Source organism: Microbulbifer variabilis, assembly GCF_052467165.1.
Window position 1 is genome coordinate 2,207,411 of the sequence record NZ_CP174301.1, and the last position, 19,905, is coordinate 2,227,315.

Below are 19,905 nucleotides of genomic sequence, written 5' to 3' on the forward strand. Positions count from 1 at the left end.
CCTCCATCCCAATAGCCGGCTACTTGATCTTCTGTTAAAGAAATAAAGGGCGTGATCGGTTCACATATCGCACCCCATTATGACATTGCCGATCATAGTTGTTATGTCGTTGCGCCTCACTTTGAGCAGATAGAGGTCAATTCTCTTACTCTTTTGCGCCACTAGTAAGTTATCCATTGACCTAACTATTATTGCTTTTTATAGTTATCCAATCAGCTAACTATTAGTCGGTAGCCTGGGAACCGCTATTAAGCAAAGGGGCTAACATGAGCCAACAGTTATCGCATGACACCATATCCATCAGCAAAACAATCAAAGCACCGGCAGAACAGGTTTTTTCAGCATGGGAAAACCCAAAAACCCGCTCATTATGGGGGGCACCCTCTAAGGATGAGGCAATCGAGTTTCTTCAAAACGACTTTCGCGCCGGAGGCCTTGACGTACATCGGTGCGGCCAAAAGAATGATCTGCAATTCCGGGTCGAAACACACTACTACGACATCCGTAGGCCGCATCGCCTACTTTTTACCGAGCGTGTATATACAGACGACTCTTTATTGAGTGCCTCTTTGATCACCGTGGCGATTAGCGAAAATAAGCGCGCGACTGAACTCCAGGTGACGATACAGATCGCCTCTCTGGTCGGTTTGGGAATGATCGACGGAACACGCAATGGATGGCAGTGCGCTCTTTCTAATCTCGCCGCTTACCTGGAAGCAACAAGGGTGGAAGTCGAATAAAGAAGATCAATAACCTATCTCTTCAAGTCTCAATGGTGATTGAAAGCAATAGCCTAAGCACAACTCGCGACGCCATTTTGATCAACAAAATCACCAAGGAAGAACTGTGTGCGAAAAATCATTGTAAACATGTTTGTTAGTCTGGATGGCGTGATGCAGGCTCCCGGTGGTCCAGAGGAGGACACTTCAGGGGGCTTTGAGCATGGTGGATGGGTGGCGTCCTATTTCGATGAAGGTGTAGGTAAATTTATGGGGGATGTGTTCGCATCCCCATTCGAGCTGCTGCTTGGCCATCGGACTTACGATATTTTTGCTGCCTATTGGCCAAAAGTAGCTGCTGATCCTCCACCAGAAGGCGTTGATGATGGCGAAATCCAGATGGCCAAAAAAATCGATGGCACAACACGGTATGTCGCCTCCCGTACGAAACCCGAATTTACCTGGGAAGGCAGCGAATGGCTGGGTAATGACCCGGTCGCACGACTTCGTGAAATCAAGGCCAACAATGGTCCTGACTTACTGGTACCGGGCAGTGCTGACTTTATCCAGACTCTACTCAAAGCAGACCTGGTTGATCAGTTTAAACTGCTGATTTTTCCTTTGATTCTGGGCAAAGGAAAGCGCCTCTTTGGTGCCGGTGTAATCCCTATTGGGTTCCATGTACAACAATCTACGATGACAGACAGTGGGACTATTTGTGTGACCTATATGCGGGATGGAAGTATCACCACTGGAGACTTCTCCCTTCAACAAGATTAGCGCTGGCAGCCCAATCGCAAGCTGGTGTAAATGATAGGAGATCTTGAATGCTGGTTATGGTGCTGATCAAAGCCACGGCGGCAACTGAGGCAGGCAAGTTGCCGCCGCAAGCTATTCGTAACGCGATGGACCGCTTTAATGAAGAGCTTCTCGACGCCGATATCCGACGCATGGCGGTAGGCCTCAAGCCCACGGGAGAAGGGAAGCGTCTTGTATCTGATGGGAGTGCAATATCAGTAGTTGATGGTCCATTCCCGGAATTCGAGCAACTCGTATCAGGTTTATGGCTTTGGGAAGTACGTGATATTGAAGAAGCGATGGTATGGGCAGCTCGGTGTCCAAACCCTATGGAAGGTGCATATGAAATTGAAGTCCGCCCCCTTTATGAGACTTCAAGTTTAGATGGAATCAAAACGCAGAAGCTGACGTTGAGACAATAGCGAAAGGAGCTCGATAGTTATGGAACCCATCATTTACCTGACATTCAATGGAAACTGCCTTGAGGCGATGACGCATTACGCCGAGACACTCGGTGGCAAGATCTGGGGCACCCTCCTAAATGCAGATGCGCCCAACCCCGAAAGTAGAATGCCCGGTGGCGACGATATGGTTATGAATATGGCCATGACACTGGGCAGTGCCACCCTGATGGCTTCTGATAACTCCCGCGAAATGTACGAGAAACCGCAAGGTTTCCGTATTTTTATTCCGCCTAAATCGCTCAGGGAATTTGATCGTATCTATAACGTATTCTCAAAGGAAGCAAAAGCCATAGATATGGCCCCCGTCGAAACATTTTGGGCTGAACGTTTTGCTTTACTCACGGATAAATATGGAACGCCATGGATGCTGAATTACGAGGGCTCAAAGGCAGAAACTGTGGGGGAGGGGGCATCAAAATCTAACCCCGAGAAAACGGTATTTTAATGATGGGGTTACGTTGCTGATGAGAGGCAGCCTTTTATGGCCATGATTTCAGATATCGCAGATTATTTTTCAAAAGGTTGTGGACGTTGTGAGCGTTTCGCAACGCCCGATTGCTCAACCCAGAAATGGAAACCTGGCCTTACTGAATTGCAACGGATTTGCCTGAGCATGGATCTGGAAGAATCCGTTAAGTGGGGGCAGCCTTGCTATATATTTGCCGGTCGAAATATTGTCATCCTGGGGGCATTTCGAGAGGGATTCCTCATTAGCTTTATGAATGCTGCACTGATGAAGGATCATGAGGGTGTTCTTCAAAAGCGAGGCGCGAATACGCAGTATCCGCACATGATCCTCCTGAAGGCCAATGATCAGGTGGAAAAGCTTGCACCAATCATACGGGCTTATATCGAGGAAGCGAAAGGATACGCTAGAGCAGGTATTAAGCCCCAAAGAGCAGAACGCGATATCGAACTCCCTGATGAGCTGGTAGAAGCCATGGATGGAGATCCTGAGCTTGCAGAAGCGTTTCATGCATTAACGCCGGGGCGTCAGCGAAGCTATACCTTTAACCTTAGTTCAGCCAAGAAATCCGCTACACGCATTTCGAGAATAGCGAAGTTCCGCGAAAAAATAATTGCTGGCAAAGGCGCTATGGAACGATAAAAGTGAAGCATGGGTGAACAAACCACGACTCACTATCGTGCAGAGCGGTCTTTGGTATAGCGCTGATTTGGCTAAGCGGTCCTAGACAATATTTTTCATGCTGAGTGAGGTAACAGAACATCCTCTTCGGGAGGAACGGAGGCCGTCATTCATGACTAATACAACAGGAGCAGGGATCTTTATCGAACCTGAACGCGGACGCAGTTACGATATGGGGCGCATTGCAGCAATTTTCAAAGCTGACGGTGAAGAGACCGCAAATCAATGCTCAGTGTCGGAATGGTGGATTGAGCCGAACACCAAAGGCTTCGGCGCGCACTCACATGAGGCTGAGATCGAACTGTTTTATGTGTTGGAAGGCACCATGTCTTTCCTGGTAGGCCAGCAGTGGCGCGATGCAAAAAAAGGCACTGTCATTTTGATCCCCCCCGGCGTCCAGCACGACTTTGAAAACCGTAGCAATCAACGCACCGGCGTTCTCAACGTTTACATTGGCGGACCATTTGAGATGAAGATGCCCAAAATCGTCGAGTGGTTTGCAGAGCATCCGACGGAGGATGCGATATGACTGTAAATACCAAAGATTTTTATTAGTGCAAACAATCAAACTGTCCAAAGCATAGGAGAATACATATGACCGAACTCGTAAACTGCCTGTGGTTTGACTATGGCGAAGCAAAGAAGGCGGCAGAATTCTACGCTGCAACTTTTCCAGATAGTCATGTAGACCGAGTTAATCGAGCGGTGACCGACTATCCCGGCGGTCAGGAAGGCAGTGAACTGACTGTCGAATTCACCGTACTCGGGCGCAAGTTTATTGGCGTGAACGGCGGCCCGAGTTTCACTCCAAATGAATCGGTTAGTTTCATGGTTATCACCGGGAATCAGGAAGAAACCGACCGCTACTGGGAGGCGATCATCAGTAATGGTGGGCAGGAAAGCGCTTGCGGTTGGTGCAAGGATCACTGGGGCCACTCGTGGCAAATTACACCGAGACAACTTCTGGATCTGACTACGAACTCTGATCGTGACAAAGCGAAGCGTGCTTTTAAGGCGATGATGTCCATGAGTAAGATCGATATCGCCACGATCGAGGCGGCGGCCGAGGAGGTATGAGTTCATGGGGAAGTACTCTTTTCAACTTAACTCAAGATCTGGAGCTGATTATGACTTTAATTCAGAGCAGGAAAACTAAGGAGATCTCCGGAGTCGTCCGGCAGATCCTGTCACCAGAGGCCTGGAAGGATAAACTGGCTGAACTCCGCAAAGCAGAAAAGGAGCTGACCCGAGCGCACGACCGGCTGGCAGAAAAGCGACGGTATTCAGGTTGGATGAAAATCGAACAAAATTATACCTTTGTGGGTCCAGGAGGCACTGCGACTCTGGCTGACTTATTCGATGACCATTCACAACTAATCGTTTACCACCATATGTTGAAACCCGCTGATCCCAGCCCGTGCGAAGGCTGCTGCATGGTCGCAGATCAGATCCCTCATCTTGCCCATCTGCATGCCCGAGACACCTCTCTCGTCTTTGTGTCAAAAGCGCCGATCGTTGAGATAGAGGCATTCCGGAAACGTATGGGTTGGGCAATCCCCTGGTATGAAACCAAGGACAGCTTCAACGCTGATTTCGATGTGGCTACCGGATTTGGTATCAACGTTTTCTATCGCGATGGAGAGGACCTCTATCGAACCTATTTCACTAACGGCCGAGGTGTCGAAACACTTGGCACAGTGTGGACTCTTTTGGATATCACACCGCTCGGCCGTCAGGAAAACTGGGAAGAGGCTCCCGACGGCACTCAGCAGACACAGCCGTATCATTGGTGGCGGAGACACAACGAATATGGTTAATACGGGTGCCTGCCACACATCATCCAGCTACAAAGGGAAGGATTCACCTCCTCATTTAAAAAAAGGGGTTGCTTGTAAAAGCGGTATTCAATGGCGCTCTGCTCGCGGGCGTGCTGAACATTGGTTATGCACTTTATGCTGCAGTTGATTGCACGCGATCTCAAGGTTGCATTTTACGATTGTCGCTCAAGATTATGCTTGCGCTTGTTTAGGAGAAACAGGATATGAGGCGTTTAGTTGTTTGGAATGTGATGACGTTGGACGGGTACTTTGAAGGCACTACGCCCTGGGCGCTGGACCATCACGGAACCGTGTGGGGCGACGAGTTAGAAGCTTTCTCTCTTCAGCAGGGCGATGAAATCGGCACCTTGTTGTTTGGACGTCGCACCTACGAGGGGATGGCCAGTCATTGGCGGAATGAAACCGGGGCGGTTGCGGACATGATGAACTCACTTGAGAAAGCTGTCATCACGCGCACACTTGAGACCGCCGATTGGTCAAACACTCGCCTTTTAAAAGGTGAGGCCGTCGAACATGTTCGCGCGCTGAAGAAGGAGACCGGGAAGAGAGATATCTTTATTTTCGGAAGCGCAGACCTTGTGGCTACTCTGCTCGCAAGAGGCTTGGTAGACGAATACCGGATATGCCTTGCACCCATCGTACTTGGAGCAGGCTCACCTCTCTTCAAAGCTGACGCCATCCAGAAGAATTTCGAGCTCATGCGGGCGGACACCCTTAAATCGGGCGGGGTGATCCTTCGCTACAAGTGCCAGCAGAAAGGTAGGGAAGTATAACAAATGGCAAAGTTTCTACTTTCTTTAGGGCGCATTAAGCCTTCAAGAAAATCCGTAGAATTCCTGTATTCCAGCTGTCATATGGATTGATTGGTACAGTTCTAATAGCCATCTATCTTATGCCGGTGTAATCACCAATATTTATAATATTATGATAAGACATCAACCTTTTCGGTTACCACTTGATTCGGATAGAAAGCGATACGACCATTAATTACTTTGGCAAAGTCAAATGCGGCTTTGTAGGTCCATGCAATAGTTGAAGTAGCTGGAGCGGACAATGGGGTGTCTTTCCCTCAATAGGGATAAGATTGGGGGTCAACCCATGATTTACATGCGGATCATCGTTGTCAAAGCAACATTGATAATTTCTTTTTCACTACTGTAGCTTCAAATATCTCATCGTTTGACTTATTGGCCATCCCATAGCAGATATGCAATGCAAGAAATGTGTCCCCTCAGGTGGCAAAAGCGCGCATAAGGAGTTTACTCCCACAGGGCAAACAACTGAGGTCGCCTCTTATCAGGTCAGTTATTGAAAGCAGACATATCCCAGGAACCTCATATAATCCTAGATACATATTGATGTAAGTCCTGATATTTATGGCCATGGATCTATCGAGTAAGCTCGATTGTGTCCATTTGGGAAACTCTGTTCCTCTAATTAAGAGGATTATCAAATTAACACTGTGCACTATGGTAGATCACTAGTTTTGAACATTAACCAAATGCTTTAGGAGCTTGAAATGAAAACAAAACTTATCTTACCAATGATTCTATCCAATATGCTAAGTGGCATAGCGGCTGGCATCATGATCTATGTGTCTGGGGGCAACCCGATTTGGATAGGAGCACTTTTAGCAACTTTGCCTTTACCATTTTTCTTGATGGTAATAACAAATGTGTTCAGTATTTCAAGAACGTCAGAAAGATTACCGGTTATTCAGGTGATTAACTTTGCAGGTATTGCATTAGTTGCCTATACACTTTATTTCAATCAGGCTCCACTGTCTTTGCTTCAATATGTTTCTGTTGCAATTACTGCTCTGGGCTTTGTGTCTCTTCATTGGTATATATGGTCATTTTCCTACTACAATCGTGGAAAGAGCAAAGCTATATCAAAAGGTCAGAAACTGCCTGAAATGCATTTTAATCGATTGGATGGAACTGATGTCTCTTCATCATCTTTTGGTGGGACCAAAACGCTATTGGTTTTCTTTCGAGCAAACTGGTGCCCATTTTGTATGAACCAGTTAAAAGAGGTAAAGAAGTATGCTGAAAAGTTGAAGCAATATGATGTGAGTGTGAAGTTTATTTCAAATCAGGGCTTCGATAATTCACAAAATCTTGCCCGGAAACTTGACTTGCCTAATCACTTTGAAATTCTTCAAGATGAAGATCTGAAGGGAGCAAAAATTTTAGGTATTGAAGACATTGATGGTTCCCCTGTGGGAATGCCTGGGTATCCTAAAGATACGGTTATGGCGACAGTGATAGCTTTAGATGAAGAGGGTAAGGTGCTATTTGGCGATGAGACAGATAATTATCGGAGACGCCCAAACCCTACAACATTCCTGCATGTTTTTGAAAGCTCAAAGCCGCAGACTTTAAAAGCTACCCCAACTCTTAAAAGTACTGCATAACAAAGCTTCTATTGATGTTTTTATAGAGGTTTTCTATTGGCCCATGGAGAGCGAAGGATCAGTTTCTAGCTAGCCACATTGTTGGAGATTCGGAAATATTAACTGGATCAGGTAAAGATAGTGAGAGTGCCTTCAAATCAGCGGATATCGATTATATGAAGCAGGAATATTCTATCGAGCTAAGCAACAGGCATATCTTGTATCAATTGGTACATAGAAGACTATCACCTACTCATTTACCCCTTTCTATAATAGAGAGGGGTTTTTCTTTGTTAAGGTTAGAATGCCTTATAATCAACATATATTGGATAGTATTATGGAGTTTAATTTTCCAAATCGTGACGGCGTAGAATTAAAGGGTAAATTAGAGAATTCCGCCGGGAGTCCAAAGGCCTATGCAATTTTTGCTCATTGTTTCACATGCTCAAAAGATATCATTGCTGCGAGCGCTATTAGCAAATCATTAACTAGCAAAGGAATATCAGTATTAAGATTTGATTTTACTGGGTTAGGCAACAGTGATGGAGATTTTTCCAATACCAATTTTTCATCTAATGTTGAGGACTTGCTTAGTGCTTGCAATGAAATTGAAAATCGCTTTGAAGCACCAAAATTGCTAATTGGCCATAGTTTTGGTGGTGCTGCCGTATTAAAAGCTGCTGGTATGTTAAAGACAGCCAAAGCTGTTGTTACTATAGCCGCTCCAAGTGATGTTAAACATATCCAGCATATGTTTAAAGATGAGCTCGATAACATCAATAAAACAGGACAGGCAAGAGTGGTGCTTGCTGGCCGAGAGTTTACACTAAAAAAGCAGTTTATCGATGACATCAATGAAGCAGACATCTTGGTAAACCTTAAGGAATTAAGGAAAGCTTTACTAGTTATGCATTCACCACTAGATAGTACTGTCTCTATTGATCATGCTGCAAAAATATTTGGCGCTGCGCACCATCCAAAAAGTTTTATTTCCTTAGATAAAGCCGATCACTTGCTTATGAAGAAATCAGATGCTGAATATGTCGGCAATGTTATTGGAGCCTGGGCTCAAAGATATGTTAGTTAATATGACATATAATAGAGAATAATGTTGGAGCTGAGAATCCAATAAAAATGGGGACTCGTCTGCTAAGGATTAAGTTGTAGTGCTGAGCTTTACAGACTTCCTGGAACCTTTGGATCAAACAACAGAGCCAGCACCAGGTGGTATTTGGATTATTACATTTAGTATCCGGAAGCTTAATTAAGCTCATTTTTCAAAAAATCGATGAAAACCCTTGTTTTTGCAGGCATAGCTCTCCCGCTAGGAATCAGTGCGCTAACAGGTGGGCCAGGCACCACTTTCTCCGGAAATAACTCAACAACTTCTCCACTCTGAATAGAAGAGTCGAGTGCTTTATCGTATACCTGGGCTATACCCATACCAGAAACAACTGCGTCTATTAAAGTTCGTCCATCTCTAAATATTGCCAGTGGGGAAGGGGAAAACTCAATAATTGAACCATCATTTTCTCGAAATGACCAGGCTCTCACTTTTCCAGTAGGTGCTCGAAATACAAGGGCGTCATGTTCTCTCAGCTCTTCTAAAGTCTTAGGTTTACCTTTTTGTGATAGATATTTTGGCGAAGCACACAGGATACGTTTGGATTCGCACAATGTTTTTGCGATAAAAGAACTATCTTCTAGTTTACCGATTCTCACAACGACGTCCCATTCACCTCTGATAGCATCTTCTAGGCTGTCTGAAAGAGAAACCTCGACAGTAACCTTGGGATGTAACTGCGTGAAGTTTTTTAAAGCACTTACAATATTTCGACCAATTCCTATCGGTAAATTGATACGTAAGCGCCCAGCGGGTTCATCCTTTCTAGCATTCAGCAGTAACCTAGCGTCATTGATTGTTTCAATCGCATGTTTAGCGGCATCAAGAAATATCTTGCCTTCTTCTGTCAACCTGATACTGCGTGTTGTTCTGTTGAATAACTTAAGGCCCAATTCCTCCTCAAGCTTCTTAACGGCCTTACCCGTGCCTGATTTGGTTGAGTTCAATGATGCTGCAGCTTTTGTAAAGCTCCCATGCTCGGCTACAGCGATAAATACGACTATCTCGTTCAAATGAGCTTGCTGAAACATTGATTGTGTCCTTCGTGGATACAATGAGTTTCAAAATAGCATGTTTATAGCACATTTCAAAGTAACTAATCTTCTCGATAGTGGCTTGGCGTAGATACTTACTTGAAGGCTAATTCAAGAGTCATGTTCGTAACCTTTTGGTTACATCGGAGTTTACCCATCGCCCCAGGCTGAAAATTTAAACGATTAGAGGAATAGATTATGTCTCTTCAAGAGAAACTAGATGCTTTTAAAGAGGTGTTTAAGAAGCAGGCCCCAGCAGGTGCGCTCGAAGCCTTTGCTCGGTCCTCCAAGGAATTGGCTGATAGTGGTCAGGTTGAGCAGTCAATCAAAGTAGGAGAGAAAGTCCCACATTTTGCATTGCAAGACTCTGAAGGCAAAGAAGTTGTCTTGGATGAACTCCTCGCTAAAGGCCCCGTCATTCTAACTTTTTATCGCGGGGTATGGTGCCCTTACTGCAATATTGAGCTGCGGGCACTGGAAGAGGTTGCCGACGAAATCAGAGCTCGTGGTGCAACCCTGGTAGCTATTTCCATGCAAGGCCCCGCTGAAAGTCGTAAATCCCAGCGAGATAACAAATTGAGCTTCCCAATTCTTACTGACCAGGGAGGAGAACTCGCTGCCAAGTTTGGTATCCGCTGGACATTGCAACCCTATGTAATTGAGTTCCACAGGATGTTCAAAGTCGAACTCCCAATCATCCACCGTGATGGAGAATGGAATTTACCTATGCCCGCATGATATGTCATAGGTACTGATGGAGTTATCACCTATGCGGAAGTCAATCCTGACTATACACGTCGTCCTGAGCCGAATAACCTATTTCCAGTGCTTGATAAGTTGAGTCAGTCTACGGCTGCATAGTGGGACAACATCTGTACCTCTTTAACACAAAACAAGTGCCAAAGAGGTACAGAGCAATTTGAGATAATTGCTTTGATGGTTCAAAACTTTGTGGATATTCAATGCAATTTTATATCGAGCAATATAAAGGTAAAGCTCATGGTCAATTTTACAAGATACACAATTGAAACAGCTCCAGATGCCTCTAAAAAAACCCTAGAAGCCGCTAAGAAAAAAATGGGGTTTGTGCCCAACCTAATGGCCACCATGGCTGAATCACCCGTAATGGTAGAGAGCTATCTAACGCTTATGGAGCTATTTGATAAATCTCGTTTGAGTGAAACAGAGCGGGAGATAATCTTGATGACAAATAGTCGCCTGAATGGGTGCACCTACTGTATGGCTGCACATACGGCAGTTTCCAAAATGGCTGGTGTTGATAAGGAGGTAGTCAAGGCACTACGCAACGGCACGCCAATTGGTGATCCTAAGCTCGAGGCGTTACGGACTTTCTGCATCCTTATCAATGAGAAACGTGGATGGGCAACAGAAGAAGAGGTTGAGAGGTTTCTCGCAGCTGGTTATACCAAGGAGGCTGTTTTAGAAGTGATTGTTGGCACCAGCCTTAAAGTGCTCTCAAATTATTCCACTCACAATCTTAAAGTCAGTCTTGATGATGCGTTTTTGCCTATGGCCTGGAGTAAGAATATGGATTCAGCTAGCTAAGATACAACTTAAGACGCATCATCTTCACAATCCTTACCAGAATCAGACTTAATGAAGAGGGCGAACCAACAAAAGTAAAGCATCTATAAAATGGGACGCCCTTGGCGTATCAGGTCGATTGCTTGTGATGGTAAACCACTCCGATACGCCATTTTTTTAAAATCTTGATATGCCAGATATAGTTATATCCCGCTCCCTCCCATAAAAAAAGCAATAATCAGGGAGATGAGGCCAAGCGAGGTAAACTGTACGGCAGCTTTCCTGAATTTTGGTACAGCAAAAGCAACTACCAATCCGCTGATCAAACTAAACACCAGGCTTGCCCCCAACATAATTGCCGACAACCAAAACACAGGTCCGGCATGCCCCTTGTGAATCAGTAAAAACTGATGCCAGAGGTCATGCTCCTTGATGTGGAGGGTAGCCCCATTTTGGTCTTTGTTCGGCTCTAGATAAACTTCCCGTTTGTAGCCATACCAACCGATGTATTCATCTTCAAGATAAAAATCCGAGGGCAGGGCGATTTGTTTGGGCTCGATAAGTGGGGAAACAACACCCAGGGTTTCTGTCTCGCTTTTGGGTAATCCTTCAGGCAATGAGAGAGTATATTCATATTCTTCTTCAGCACCGCCTTTTATATCGAAAAGATAAAGTACACCAGTGGCAATGTATAATATTGCAATCGGTAAAAAAAAGCAGGAAAAGTAGGTGTGGAGCTTGATCCACAATAAACGGTTTCTGGATTTCATAAGCAATAAAGGACGCAATACAAGTGCATTGCGCCCTGATAGTAAATAAAATAATTAGAGGAAATTAGAATCTGTAGTCTACCGATAGTCGAATATCTCGACCTGCCTCATAAATGCCAGCTACGTTACCAAATCCAGGGATATCGCTATAATCCGCTACGCTGGAGTGATCCCGGTAATGCTCATTAAACAGGTTTTGCACCGCTAAATTCACATTTAGGCGATCATCTGCCCCAGGTTCCCAATGCAAGTAAAGATCGTGTACTTGGTAACCTGGCTTATCGACCTTTTGGGTGGTGTCGACTTCGTCGTCAACTTCTACTGAGCGATGTAAGACTTCAATATCATTCAAGTCCTGTACCAGGGTGAAATTCCAGCCCAGCTCCAACTTAGTTGTAATCGCGTAGCTGGCAGTCAGGTTCCATGTATCACCACGAGCATTCGCCAAACCGTTGTGTTCATATCCCTCTACAGTCTCTCCATTCAGCTCCGAATCATTGTGATTAAATGCGGCGCTGATGCTTAGCTGATCCCACACATAAGAGGCACTGAGTTCAAATCCTTCAGTCTCAAGTTCACCAATATTTTCGTAGTAAACTGGACGCCCTACCTGATCAAAAATAACGTCATCGATAGCACTGCGGTAGATAGCAGCTTTTAGCCCAAGGCCATCCTGGCTATATTCTAACCCAAGCTCGGTATTGTCGACGGTCTCAGGATCCAGGTCAGGAGCGAGTTCTGCCGACCAAAGTGTAAATCCATCTCCAACCTCCTTGCCACGCATCGCTGTTGCATGGCCCACGGTGAGGGTGAGCGCATCAGTAAACGAGTAGCTCATACCAATATTGGGGCTGAAGCCCTGGCTATCGGCTTCATCATCATGGGTTACCTGCTCCAACTCATACTTGTCGTAGCGCAGTCCAAAACTCAGTAACAGAGCATCTGTAGCCTGCCAATGATCCTGAATATAGGCACCGCGAACCTGGCCTTCTTCAAGCCAGGAATAGAGCCCCCCCTCCAGGCCTTCCACTTCATCCTCTCGGGCCTCTATACCGTAGTTGATGGTGTGCTGGCCGATACTACTGGTATTGCGCAAATCAAAGCCAAGGGATTCCACGGAAGCCCTGTAATCGTATAGCTCCCGCCATGCCTCTGATTTTGTGTGGTAAACCGTTGTTTCCAGATTGATCAGTTCATTGAGTGAAAACTGGTGGTTAACGACAAATGTCTGTCGTTCAGTTTCCATTGGGTAGAGAATGGCTCTCTGGAGGGCGGGCCAGTTGGGGGGCTTGCTGAATTCCCCGGACTCTTCCCGCTGTTCAAAGCTGACACTCAGTTTTTGATCTTCAGATAAATTGCCACTCAATTTTATAAATGCGAGATCCTGGTCGGAGGCTGTGCCATAGATAGTGTCACCGTCGCCATCCTCCATATCATCGCGATCAACCGTCACAAATGAACCCAGTAGTCCCCAGCTGTCAGAGAGCTTGCCATAAACTGAGGCACTGGCCTTTTGGCCATCATTACTGAATAAACCGCCTTTCACCATTGCGCCAAGCTGTTCACCTTCATCAAGCAGATCATCGGCATCTTTGGTCTCAAAGCGGATTGCTCCTCCAATTGCACCGGCCCCGCTGGTAGCCTCGCCCGCTCCAGCTTGCACCTCAACTTTTTCCAACAACTCTGGTTCTATCGATACCCGGCCTATATGGTGGAAAAGGGTGCTGGTTTGTGGGGCACCATCAACGGTTACATTGAGAAGGGTGTCTTCCATACCGCGGATGTAAATTTTTTGAGCGATACCCAGCGATCCACCTACAGATACGGACGGTATCTGGCGAAAAATATCGCTAAGATCATTTGCCTGCTGCTTATCGAGTTCTTCAGGTGTGATTTCGGTATCTGTGGCGACGCCGACAACTACCACGGTTTCTAAAGGTTCTTCAGTCGGACCTTCTTGCTGCGTCTGCTGGGCTTGGCTGATACCAGAAGCCAGAGCGCTGGATATCATAAAGGGGACTAACGCGTATTTGTTGTGAGAAATGTTGCGGGCCATTTCGCTGTCCTTCACAGAGTCACTTATTTGCAAATGCGAATTATTCCTATTGGCACTTATGAAGTACAGCGGTGTTGCATTTGTTACATTTGATTGCTTCAGGCTTTTCTAAAGTCCTGGCCTATGCGGGCTCCAAGCACATCGGTGGTTGAGCCGGAAGAATGATCCTCATACACAAGCCCCCGGCAGGGCGGTTGGAGGCCACCACTGTAGCGCCCACACTGTTTAGTTGGCGCCGCGCCAGGGCTAGACCAAGGCCAAAATTCTTGGATTTCGATGTACGCGACTGATCCACCCGGAAAAACGGTTTAAAAATGCTGTCCAATAATGCTTCTGGGACTCCGGGCCCAGAATCTTCAACATCAATAACAAAGTTTCCATCCCGGTTTCTCTCAAGAAGGACGTGGACGGTCTGCCCCTCCGGTGTATAGCGCATTGCGTTGCGCAGTATATTTTCCAGGGCCTGGCCAACCGCTTGGTGATTGGAATGTTTTATTTCCGCAGAGTCTGGCAAGTAGGTACAGATAGTGCGATCGGGGAATTCAAACCGGGCATCCTCCACAATCACATCGATAAGATCTACCAGATCTAGATTTTCAATGCCTGCGGAAGGCTGCTCGTTGTCCAGCCAGGCAAGGGTAAGCGTATCTTCCACCAAGCGCCGTATATGGGAGGACTCCCGTTGAATGCGCTGGATATTTTTGTTATCTGAATGTGAAGTGCTGGCACTTTCGATAGCAATATCCAAGCGAGTGAGGGGGGTTCTCAGTTCATGGGAAAGATCAGCAATCAACTGACGTTGATTGACAATTTGCTCACCAATACGAGCAGCCATCTGATCAAAGGTTTTTGCCAGTTGGGAAATCTCATCGTCGCGATTGCCCAGTTGGCGATGTACACGTACATCGAAGTTACCGCGGCTGAACTCCCGAGTTGCCTGCTCCAGTTTGCGCAGGGGGTTCATAATGTGGCGGTAGAGCAATAGAGAGACTAAGGCCAAAATCCCCATGGGGAGGAGTATTTGAAGCACCAGCCGGGTAGTTTGCCAGTAGCCGCCGGGGCGCATTCTATCGGGAAGGAGTATCAACAGGCTGGTTTGCTTAGTTACAAAAGGGATTTCCATCACCGGATTATCTTCAAAATACAGGTGAACCTTCCATTCAACATCGCGGCCCAGGTTGTATCCGATATAGCGATGCTCGTTACCCCTCTCACCAGCGATATGTGTCACTTCATACTGCGTAACGGTGGCCCAGGTATTCTCCTGTTTCTGCAATGCTTTTAGCCACCGATCTAACTTCGAATTATCGCCAGAGAGAAAAAGTGCTTCGGCCTCCTGACCCCACTGCTTCAACTCCTCCCGATGAGATGGCTCAAGCAGGCTCATCTGCTCCTCAGTACGGATGGTCAGGGAGTTGATCGTGTAAAAGAGGGCGACTATACCTGCGGTAATTAGGAGGCAAAGCTTCCAAAGGAGTTTGCGGCTCATTTTAGACAATACCCCTTGCCGTGTACTGTCTGCAGCCGGTCTCCACGCCAACCTGCACCGGCCAACTTACGTCTGATCCGACTTAAATGCATATCCAAGCTGCGATCATAAGCACCTAAAGTGCGGTTGAGAACCTGTTGAGAAAGGTATGCTTTACTCAGAACCTCTCCCCGATGCACCGCCAGCTCCCACAGCAGCTTGAACTGAATAGCAGTGAATTCAATCGCCAATTCCCCGGCAAAAGCTTTCTGAGTATTTAGGTTGAGATGGAGGTTATCGATTTCCATATGGTTGAGAGTTTCTGCCTGCACAGGCTGGCTCCGGCGCAATAAGGCCTCAATCCTTAATAGCAGTTCAGTCTTATTAAATGGTTTAGCCACATAGTCATCCGCCCCATGGCGCAGGCCAGTGATTCTCTCCTCCTCGGCCCCCATAGCCGTTAGAATTATGACCGGCACTTGGTTTGTCTTGCGCAATATTTTAAGCAAGGAAATACCGTCCATTTCTGGAAGCATCAAATCGAGCAAAATCAACTGATGTTGTTGCTTCGCAGCTTGAAACAGTGCGCTATTGCCGTCATAGCAGGCATTTACCTGATATCCCGCGCTCTGGATCATTTCACTGAGTTGATTATTGAGCTCACGATCGTCTTCAACGATCAGGATATTGAATTGTGCAGGCGGTTTTTGGCTCATTGTGACATCGGCTGAAAATAAACTCTTTGAACGCCAAATTACCACAATGGGCAATGTCTAAATACAATTACCCGCTCAATGATCTCATCCTTTTGGTTAGAGATACCCCTTAAAGCTTTTCAGTCCTCTCGTGGCTGACTTTGGAATAGGAGTAGTGTAATTTTTAGCCACTTTTGTAAAGTGGCTGTGATTTTTAAGCTTTTGTTTGCTTTCACTGATATATATGAGTTGATGTTTTGTGTAGATAGGTACTCGGTCAGGCGTTTCTCGTAAAACAAGGTCCTCAAATGTCAAAACCTCCAGTGATTTTCTAGACCTAATTGAGAGCCATAAGCTCTTTTCAATATCTGGATTCTGAGGAACTGGGGTAGGCCAAAACCTACCCATGGGCGCTTACAACTCCGATTGAGGTGGAGCATATCTATTCGACGGATCGGTTTTAACGGCTTGTCTGGAGGTTCCTTTAGTGAAGAGTTCCCCATCACTAAACCAGTGAAACAATATCAAAGAGATTCCAAAAAATCCGAAAGTATCTAGTTTCCAAGTTCCCTGTACAACAACCGTCAGTTGCTGGAATAGCAATATAGAAATGGACGCAAAGTATGCCCATTTCTTATTCAGAAATAGAGCTGGCATTACCAGCAACCAAAGTACAAGTTGAGAAGTAAAGGCATACAAAATTACAGGACCGTGGATCTCGGAATATCTGTCCTTAGCAAGAATGTTCATTGCGAGCATTCCTGCCGCAAAAAGAGAAGTTAAAATAACGTAGGTTTTTCTCAAAAAAATTTTCATTGGTACAAACTACAACTTAACAATATAAATGCTGAAAACTAAGTGGGGTATCGATAAACACGGAATTTACTACCCTTGATGGGTGTCGCTAATCATTATTTTAACAATCCTCTAAGATTGGTCCATGCCGTGGAGTTGCTTCGTTCAAAAAGGCGTTATCGAGTTGGACTTGATACAAGACCCAACATGGCGAGACTCCATTCACAGCTCCCGGCAACGCTCAATGATCTAGAAAGTACAGACGCATAATCCGGACCCACGCCCCGACAAACCCGCAAGACGCGTATCGCGTATTGAAGGCCAAGGCTGCTAAGTCGAAGTTTCTTTAAGTTGAAATGTTGAGGAAATATCAACAGGAACTCTTTGCTATCTCAGATGTGAAAGGCAACTTTTTACCCTACTAAGGCGGCTTCCCAACTATTGGCAATTCTAGTTAAGAAAAATTATTTTGATATGATATAACATTATATTATTTCAACGAAAGTGAATCATAATTTTTTTCATAAGAGTTTTATTAACCTCTTTCCTTGGCATCCTCCGTGAACCACATCACGATTTTTTTGCGGAAAATTACACATCACTTAAATTTTTTATGAAAAGTTTAAATTTGTCGCTGTAGGTCACGTCACTTTCAGAGTCTTCGATGAGGACAATATTTGCTAAGTCGTTATAGATTCGCACCAAAAATGAAACAGTGGTGCCAACTTCGCCCTGGCTAACTAAATAATCCTAAATTGAGCAGTTTTTGGGTTTACCTTTTAGCGAATTTATTTAGCTAAGACAGGGCGGTTCAGAAGTATCCAAATATCAAAATATTTTTTGATACTTGGATAAAAATAACTTCGGAGAAACCACAATAATGAAATCATCATTGAAAATTCTTTTGCAAAAGACAGCTCTGGCAAGTGCAATTTCGTTACTTTGTACAGCGCCTTTCGCTGCCCATGCGGAAGAGGCGGACAACACACTGCTGACTGATCGCATCATTGTGAAGTACAAGGAAAGCGCTAAGGTCGGACGGGCTACGATCATGGCAAAGGAAACGGTAGAAAAAGCCTCCCGTCGTGCCGGCCATAAAATGCAGCACCTACGTCGTATGGCTACTGGCGCCCAGATAATGCGCCTGGAAGGTCGGAAAAATAGAGCTGAAGTAAACGCAATTATCGAGCGATTGAACCAGGACCCGGATGTTGAATACGCAGAACCGGATCTGATCATGCGAGCGATGGCTGTACCCAATGACCCAAGCTATCTCAATCAGTGGCACTACTATGAAACCACCGGCGGTTTGAATCTTCCATCAGCCTGGGATGTCACCCAGGGCAATGGGGCAGTGGTTGCAGTGCTCGATACTGGTTATCGTCCCCACGCCGACCTGGCAGACAATATTCTGCCGGGCTACGATATGATTTCCGATACCTTCGTCTCAGTGGATGGCGATGGCCGCGATAGTGATGCTACCGATCCAGGTGATTGGTATAGTTCTGGAACTTGCGGCGATAGCTCTTCAAGCAACAGCAGCTGGCACGGCACCCATGTCGCTGGCACTATCGCTGGGGTTACCAACAATAATATAGGCATTGCCGGTGTCGCCTACGAGGCCAAGATAGTCCCAATACGCGTACTCGGCCGTTGCGGGGGCTATACCTCAGATATTGCCGATGGCATGATCTGGGGCGCCGGCGGTTCTGTCAGTGGCCTGCCGAACAACGCCAATCCTGCCCAGGTGCTTAATCTGAGTCTTGGCGGCGGCGGCAGCTGCGGCACTACCACGCAGAATGCCATCAATACCGCTCGCAGCCTCGGCGCTACCGTTGTTGTAGCCGCCGGTAATAGCAATACTAATGCAAGCCAATTTACCCCTGCGAACTGTAATGGGGTGATCTCAGTCGCTGCGACTAATCGCAGTGGCGGCCGTGCTTACTACTCTAACTACGGCAATGTGGTAGACGTTGCAGCGCCAGGAGGAGCACAGAGCTTCGCCAACGATTCCGATGGCATTCTTTCCACCTATAACAACGGCACCACTGACCCCGGCAGTGACAGTTACTATTACATCCAGGGCACCAGCATGGCTGCGCCCCACGTTGCAGGCGCTGCGGCATTGCTTTATTCCGTAGACTCCAGTCTTACACCAGACGAAGTCGAATCAATTCTCACGAGCACCGCGAGGAGTTTCCCTGCTTCGTGCAACAGCTGTGGTACCGGTATAGTCGATGCAGCTGCGGCCGTAGCCATGGCCAACGGTGGTGATGGTGGCGGTGGTGGTAACGATGGCGGAGAACTCGAAAACGGTGTCACTGAGACCGGTATCGAGGGTAGCAGTGGTGAGGAAATTTACTTCACCCTGGATGTCCCCGAAAATGCCACGGACCTCTCCTTTAAAATATCTGGTGGAAGCGGCGATGCTGACCTCTATGTTCGCTTTGGCAGCGCACCGACTACCAGCACTTATGACTGCCGCCCCTACACATCAGGTAACAACGAAACCTGTGACATCGCTAACGTACAGGGCGGAACTTATCACGTCATGGTGCGTGGCTATAGCTCTTTCTCCGGCGTGAGCCTCGAAGGTAGCTACACCGGAGGTAACGGCGGTGGCGGTAGCGATAACTGGGAACAGACTGGCCTTACTGGTTCCAGCAACAGCTGGCAGCACTTCACCATTGATGTTAATAGCGGAGCCTCAACGTTGAGCGCCGTTATGGAAGGTGGCTCTGGCGATGCTGACCTCTACGTGCGCTACGGCCAAGAGCCTTCCCGCACGGCATATGACTGCCGTCCCTACGAATGGGGCAATGATGAAAGCTGCAATATCAGCAATCCAGATGCAGGCACCTGGTATATCAGCATTCGCGCCTACTCAGACTACTCCGGCGTTACTCTTAGCGCTAGTGCTCAGTAATTAGGCTGACACCCGCCCTACAGTTAGTTTTCTGTAGGGTGGGTCCATACCAGTCCGGCCCAGGTAACTGTGATCAAATAACATAAAAGGCGACCAATATAGCCCAATACCAGTCAGCTAAGCTGACTGGTA

General features: G+C 46.5%; 20 protein-coding genes. 14 read left to right on the forward strand and 6 right to left on the reverse strand.

The features are described from left to right. The first annotated feature begins 266 nt into the window (after nt 1-266). The 11 genes from ACJJIP_RS09830 to ACJJIP_RS09880 all read left to right on the forward strand — a co-directional run bounded on the left by ACJJIP_RS09830 (nt 267) and on the right by ACJJIP_RS09880 (nt 8,448). Nucleotides 267-740 carry an SRPBCC family protein gene (locus tag ACJJIP_RS09830; RefSeq protein ID WP_020412766.1) on the forward strand — a complete coding sequence of 158 codons (474 nt, stop codon included), beginning with the start codon at nt 267-269 and terminating at the stop codon, nt 738-740. 108 nt (nt 741-848) lie between these two features. Beyond that, entirely contained in the window at nt 849-1,499 is a 651-nt protein-coding gene (locus ACJJIP_RS09835; RefSeq protein WP_444946787.1) for a dihydrofolate reductase family protein, read from the forward strand. Between the two features lie 47 nt (nt 1,500-1,546). Beyond that, entirely contained in the window at nt 1,547-1,939 is a 393-nt protein-coding gene (locus ACJJIP_RS09840; RefSeq protein ID WP_444946788.1) for a YciI family protein, read from the forward strand. Between the two features lie 19 nt (nt 1,940-1,958). Beyond that, nucleotides 1,959-2,426 (forward strand): VOC family protein, encoded by a 468-nt coding sequence (locus ACJJIP_RS09845; RefSeq protein ID WP_444946789.1) that lies wholly within the window; start codon nt 1,959-1,961, stop codon nt 2,424-2,426. 36 nt (nt 2,427-2,462) lie between these two features. Then, the gene (locus ACJJIP_RS09850) at nt 2,463-3,089 is read left to right on the forward strand and encodes a YdeI/OmpD-associated family protein (protein ID WP_282953513.1); all 627 of its coding nucleotides are present in this window, start codon (nt 2,463-2,465) and stop codon (nt 3,087-3,089) included. Between the two features lie 151 nt (nt 3,090-3,240). Then, on the forward strand, nt 3,241-3,657 hold the full coding sequence (locus ACJJIP_RS09855) for a cupin domain-containing protein (protein ID WP_444946790.1): 417 nt from the start codon (nt 3,241-3,243) through the stop codon (nt 3,655-3,657). Nucleotides 3,658-3,722: 65 nt separating this feature from the next. Then, nucleotides 3,723-4,205, forward strand: coding sequence for a VOC family protein (locus ACJJIP_RS09860; protein WP_444946791.1), 483 nt, complete (start codon nt 3,723-3,725; stop codon nt 4,203-4,205). Nucleotides 4,206-4,255: 50 nt separating this feature from the next. Beyond that, nucleotides 4,256-4,945, forward strand: a complete 690-nt coding sequence (locus ACJJIP_RS09865) for a DUF899 domain-containing protein (RefSeq protein ID WP_444946792.1) — start codon at nt 4,256-4,258, stop codon at nt 4,943-4,945. A 224-nt stretch (nt 4,946-5,169) separates the two neighbouring features. After that, nucleotides 5,170-5,739: a dihydrofolate reductase family protein gene (locus ACJJIP_RS09870; protein WP_444946793.1), complete on the forward strand. Its 570-nt coding sequence runs from the start codon at nt 5,170-5,172 to the stop codon at nt 5,737-5,739. Nucleotides 5,740-6,485: 746 nt separating this feature from the next. Then, nucleotides 6,486-7,382 carry a peroxiredoxin family protein gene (locus ACJJIP_RS09875; protein WP_020412757.1) on the forward strand — a complete coding sequence of 299 codons (897 nt, stop codon included), beginning with the start codon at nt 6,486-6,488 and terminating at the stop codon, nt 7,380-7,382. A 316-nt stretch (nt 7,383-7,698) separates the two neighbouring features. After that, on the forward strand, nt 7,699-8,448 hold the full coding sequence (locus ACJJIP_RS09880; protein ID WP_444946794.1) for an alpha/beta hydrolase family protein: 750 nt from the start codon (nt 7,699-7,701) through the stop codon (nt 8,446-8,448). Between the two features lie 173 nt (nt 8,449-8,621). Here ACJJIP_RS09880 and ACJJIP_RS09885 read toward each other — a convergent pair whose 3' ends face one another. Further along, entirely contained in the window at nt 8,622-9,515 is an 894-nt protein-coding gene (locus tag ACJJIP_RS09885; RefSeq protein WP_020412755.1) for a LysR family transcriptional regulator, read from the reverse strand. A 201-nt stretch (nt 9,516-9,716) separates the two neighbouring features. Between ACJJIP_RS09885 and ACJJIP_RS09890 the strand changes: the two genes are divergently transcribed. Next, nucleotides 9,717-10,256, forward strand: coding sequence for a peroxiredoxin-like family protein (locus ACJJIP_RS09890; protein WP_444946795.1), 540 nt, complete (start codon nt 9,717-9,719; stop codon nt 10,254-10,256). A 261-nt stretch (nt 10,257-10,517) separates the two neighbouring features. Beyond that, nucleotides 10,518-11,084, forward strand: coding sequence for a carboxymuconolactone decarboxylase family protein (locus tag ACJJIP_RS09895; protein ID WP_026305015.1), 567 nt, complete (start codon nt 10,518-10,520; stop codon nt 11,082-11,084). A gap of 182 nt (nt 11,085-11,266) precedes the next feature. On the opposite strand, the gene ACJJIP_RS09900 is transcribed toward ACJJIP_RS09895, so the two are convergent. The 5 genes from ACJJIP_RS09900 to ACJJIP_RS09920 form a co-directional block, all read right to left on the reverse strand. After that, nucleotides 11,267-11,833 (reverse strand): PepSY-associated TM helix domain-containing protein, encoded by a 567-nt coding sequence (locus ACJJIP_RS09900; protein WP_157533436.1) that lies wholly within the window; start codon nt 11,831-11,833, stop codon nt 11,267-11,269. Between the two features lie 64 nt (nt 11,834-11,897). Beyond that, a complete protein-coding gene (locus ACJJIP_RS09905) occupies nt 11,898-13,889 on the reverse strand; it encodes a TonB-dependent receptor (protein WP_444946796.1) in 1,992 nt (663 codons plus the stop codon). Between the two features lie 121 nt (nt 13,890-14,010). Then, nucleotides 14,011-15,378, reverse strand: coding sequence for a sensor histidine kinase (locus ACJJIP_RS09910; protein WP_444946797.1), 1,368 nt, complete (start codon nt 15,376-15,378; stop codon nt 14,011-14,013). Further along, nucleotides 15,375-16,073, reverse strand: coding sequence for a response regulator transcription factor (locus ACJJIP_RS09915; protein ID WP_444946798.1), 699 nt, complete (start codon nt 16,071-16,073; stop codon nt 15,375-15,377). Before ACJJIP_RS09915 ends, ACJJIP_RS09910 begins: the two co-directional genes overlap by 4 nt. A gap of 393 nt (nt 16,074-16,466) precedes the next feature. Next, the gene (locus ACJJIP_RS09920; protein ID WP_444946799.1) at nt 16,467-16,856 is read right to left on the reverse strand and encodes a hypothetical protein; all 390 of its coding nucleotides are present in this window, start codon (nt 16,854-16,856) and stop codon (nt 16,467-16,469) included. A gap of 871 nt (nt 16,857-17,727) precedes the next feature. On the opposite strand from ACJJIP_RS09920, the gene ACJJIP_RS09925 reads away from it, so the two are divergent. After that, nucleotides 17,728-19,773 (forward strand): S8 family peptidase, encoded by a 2,046-nt coding sequence (locus ACJJIP_RS09925; RefSeq protein ID WP_444946800.1) that lies wholly within the window; start codon nt 17,728-17,730, stop codon nt 19,771-19,773. The last annotated feature ends 132 nt before the right edge of the window (nt 19,774-19,905 follow it).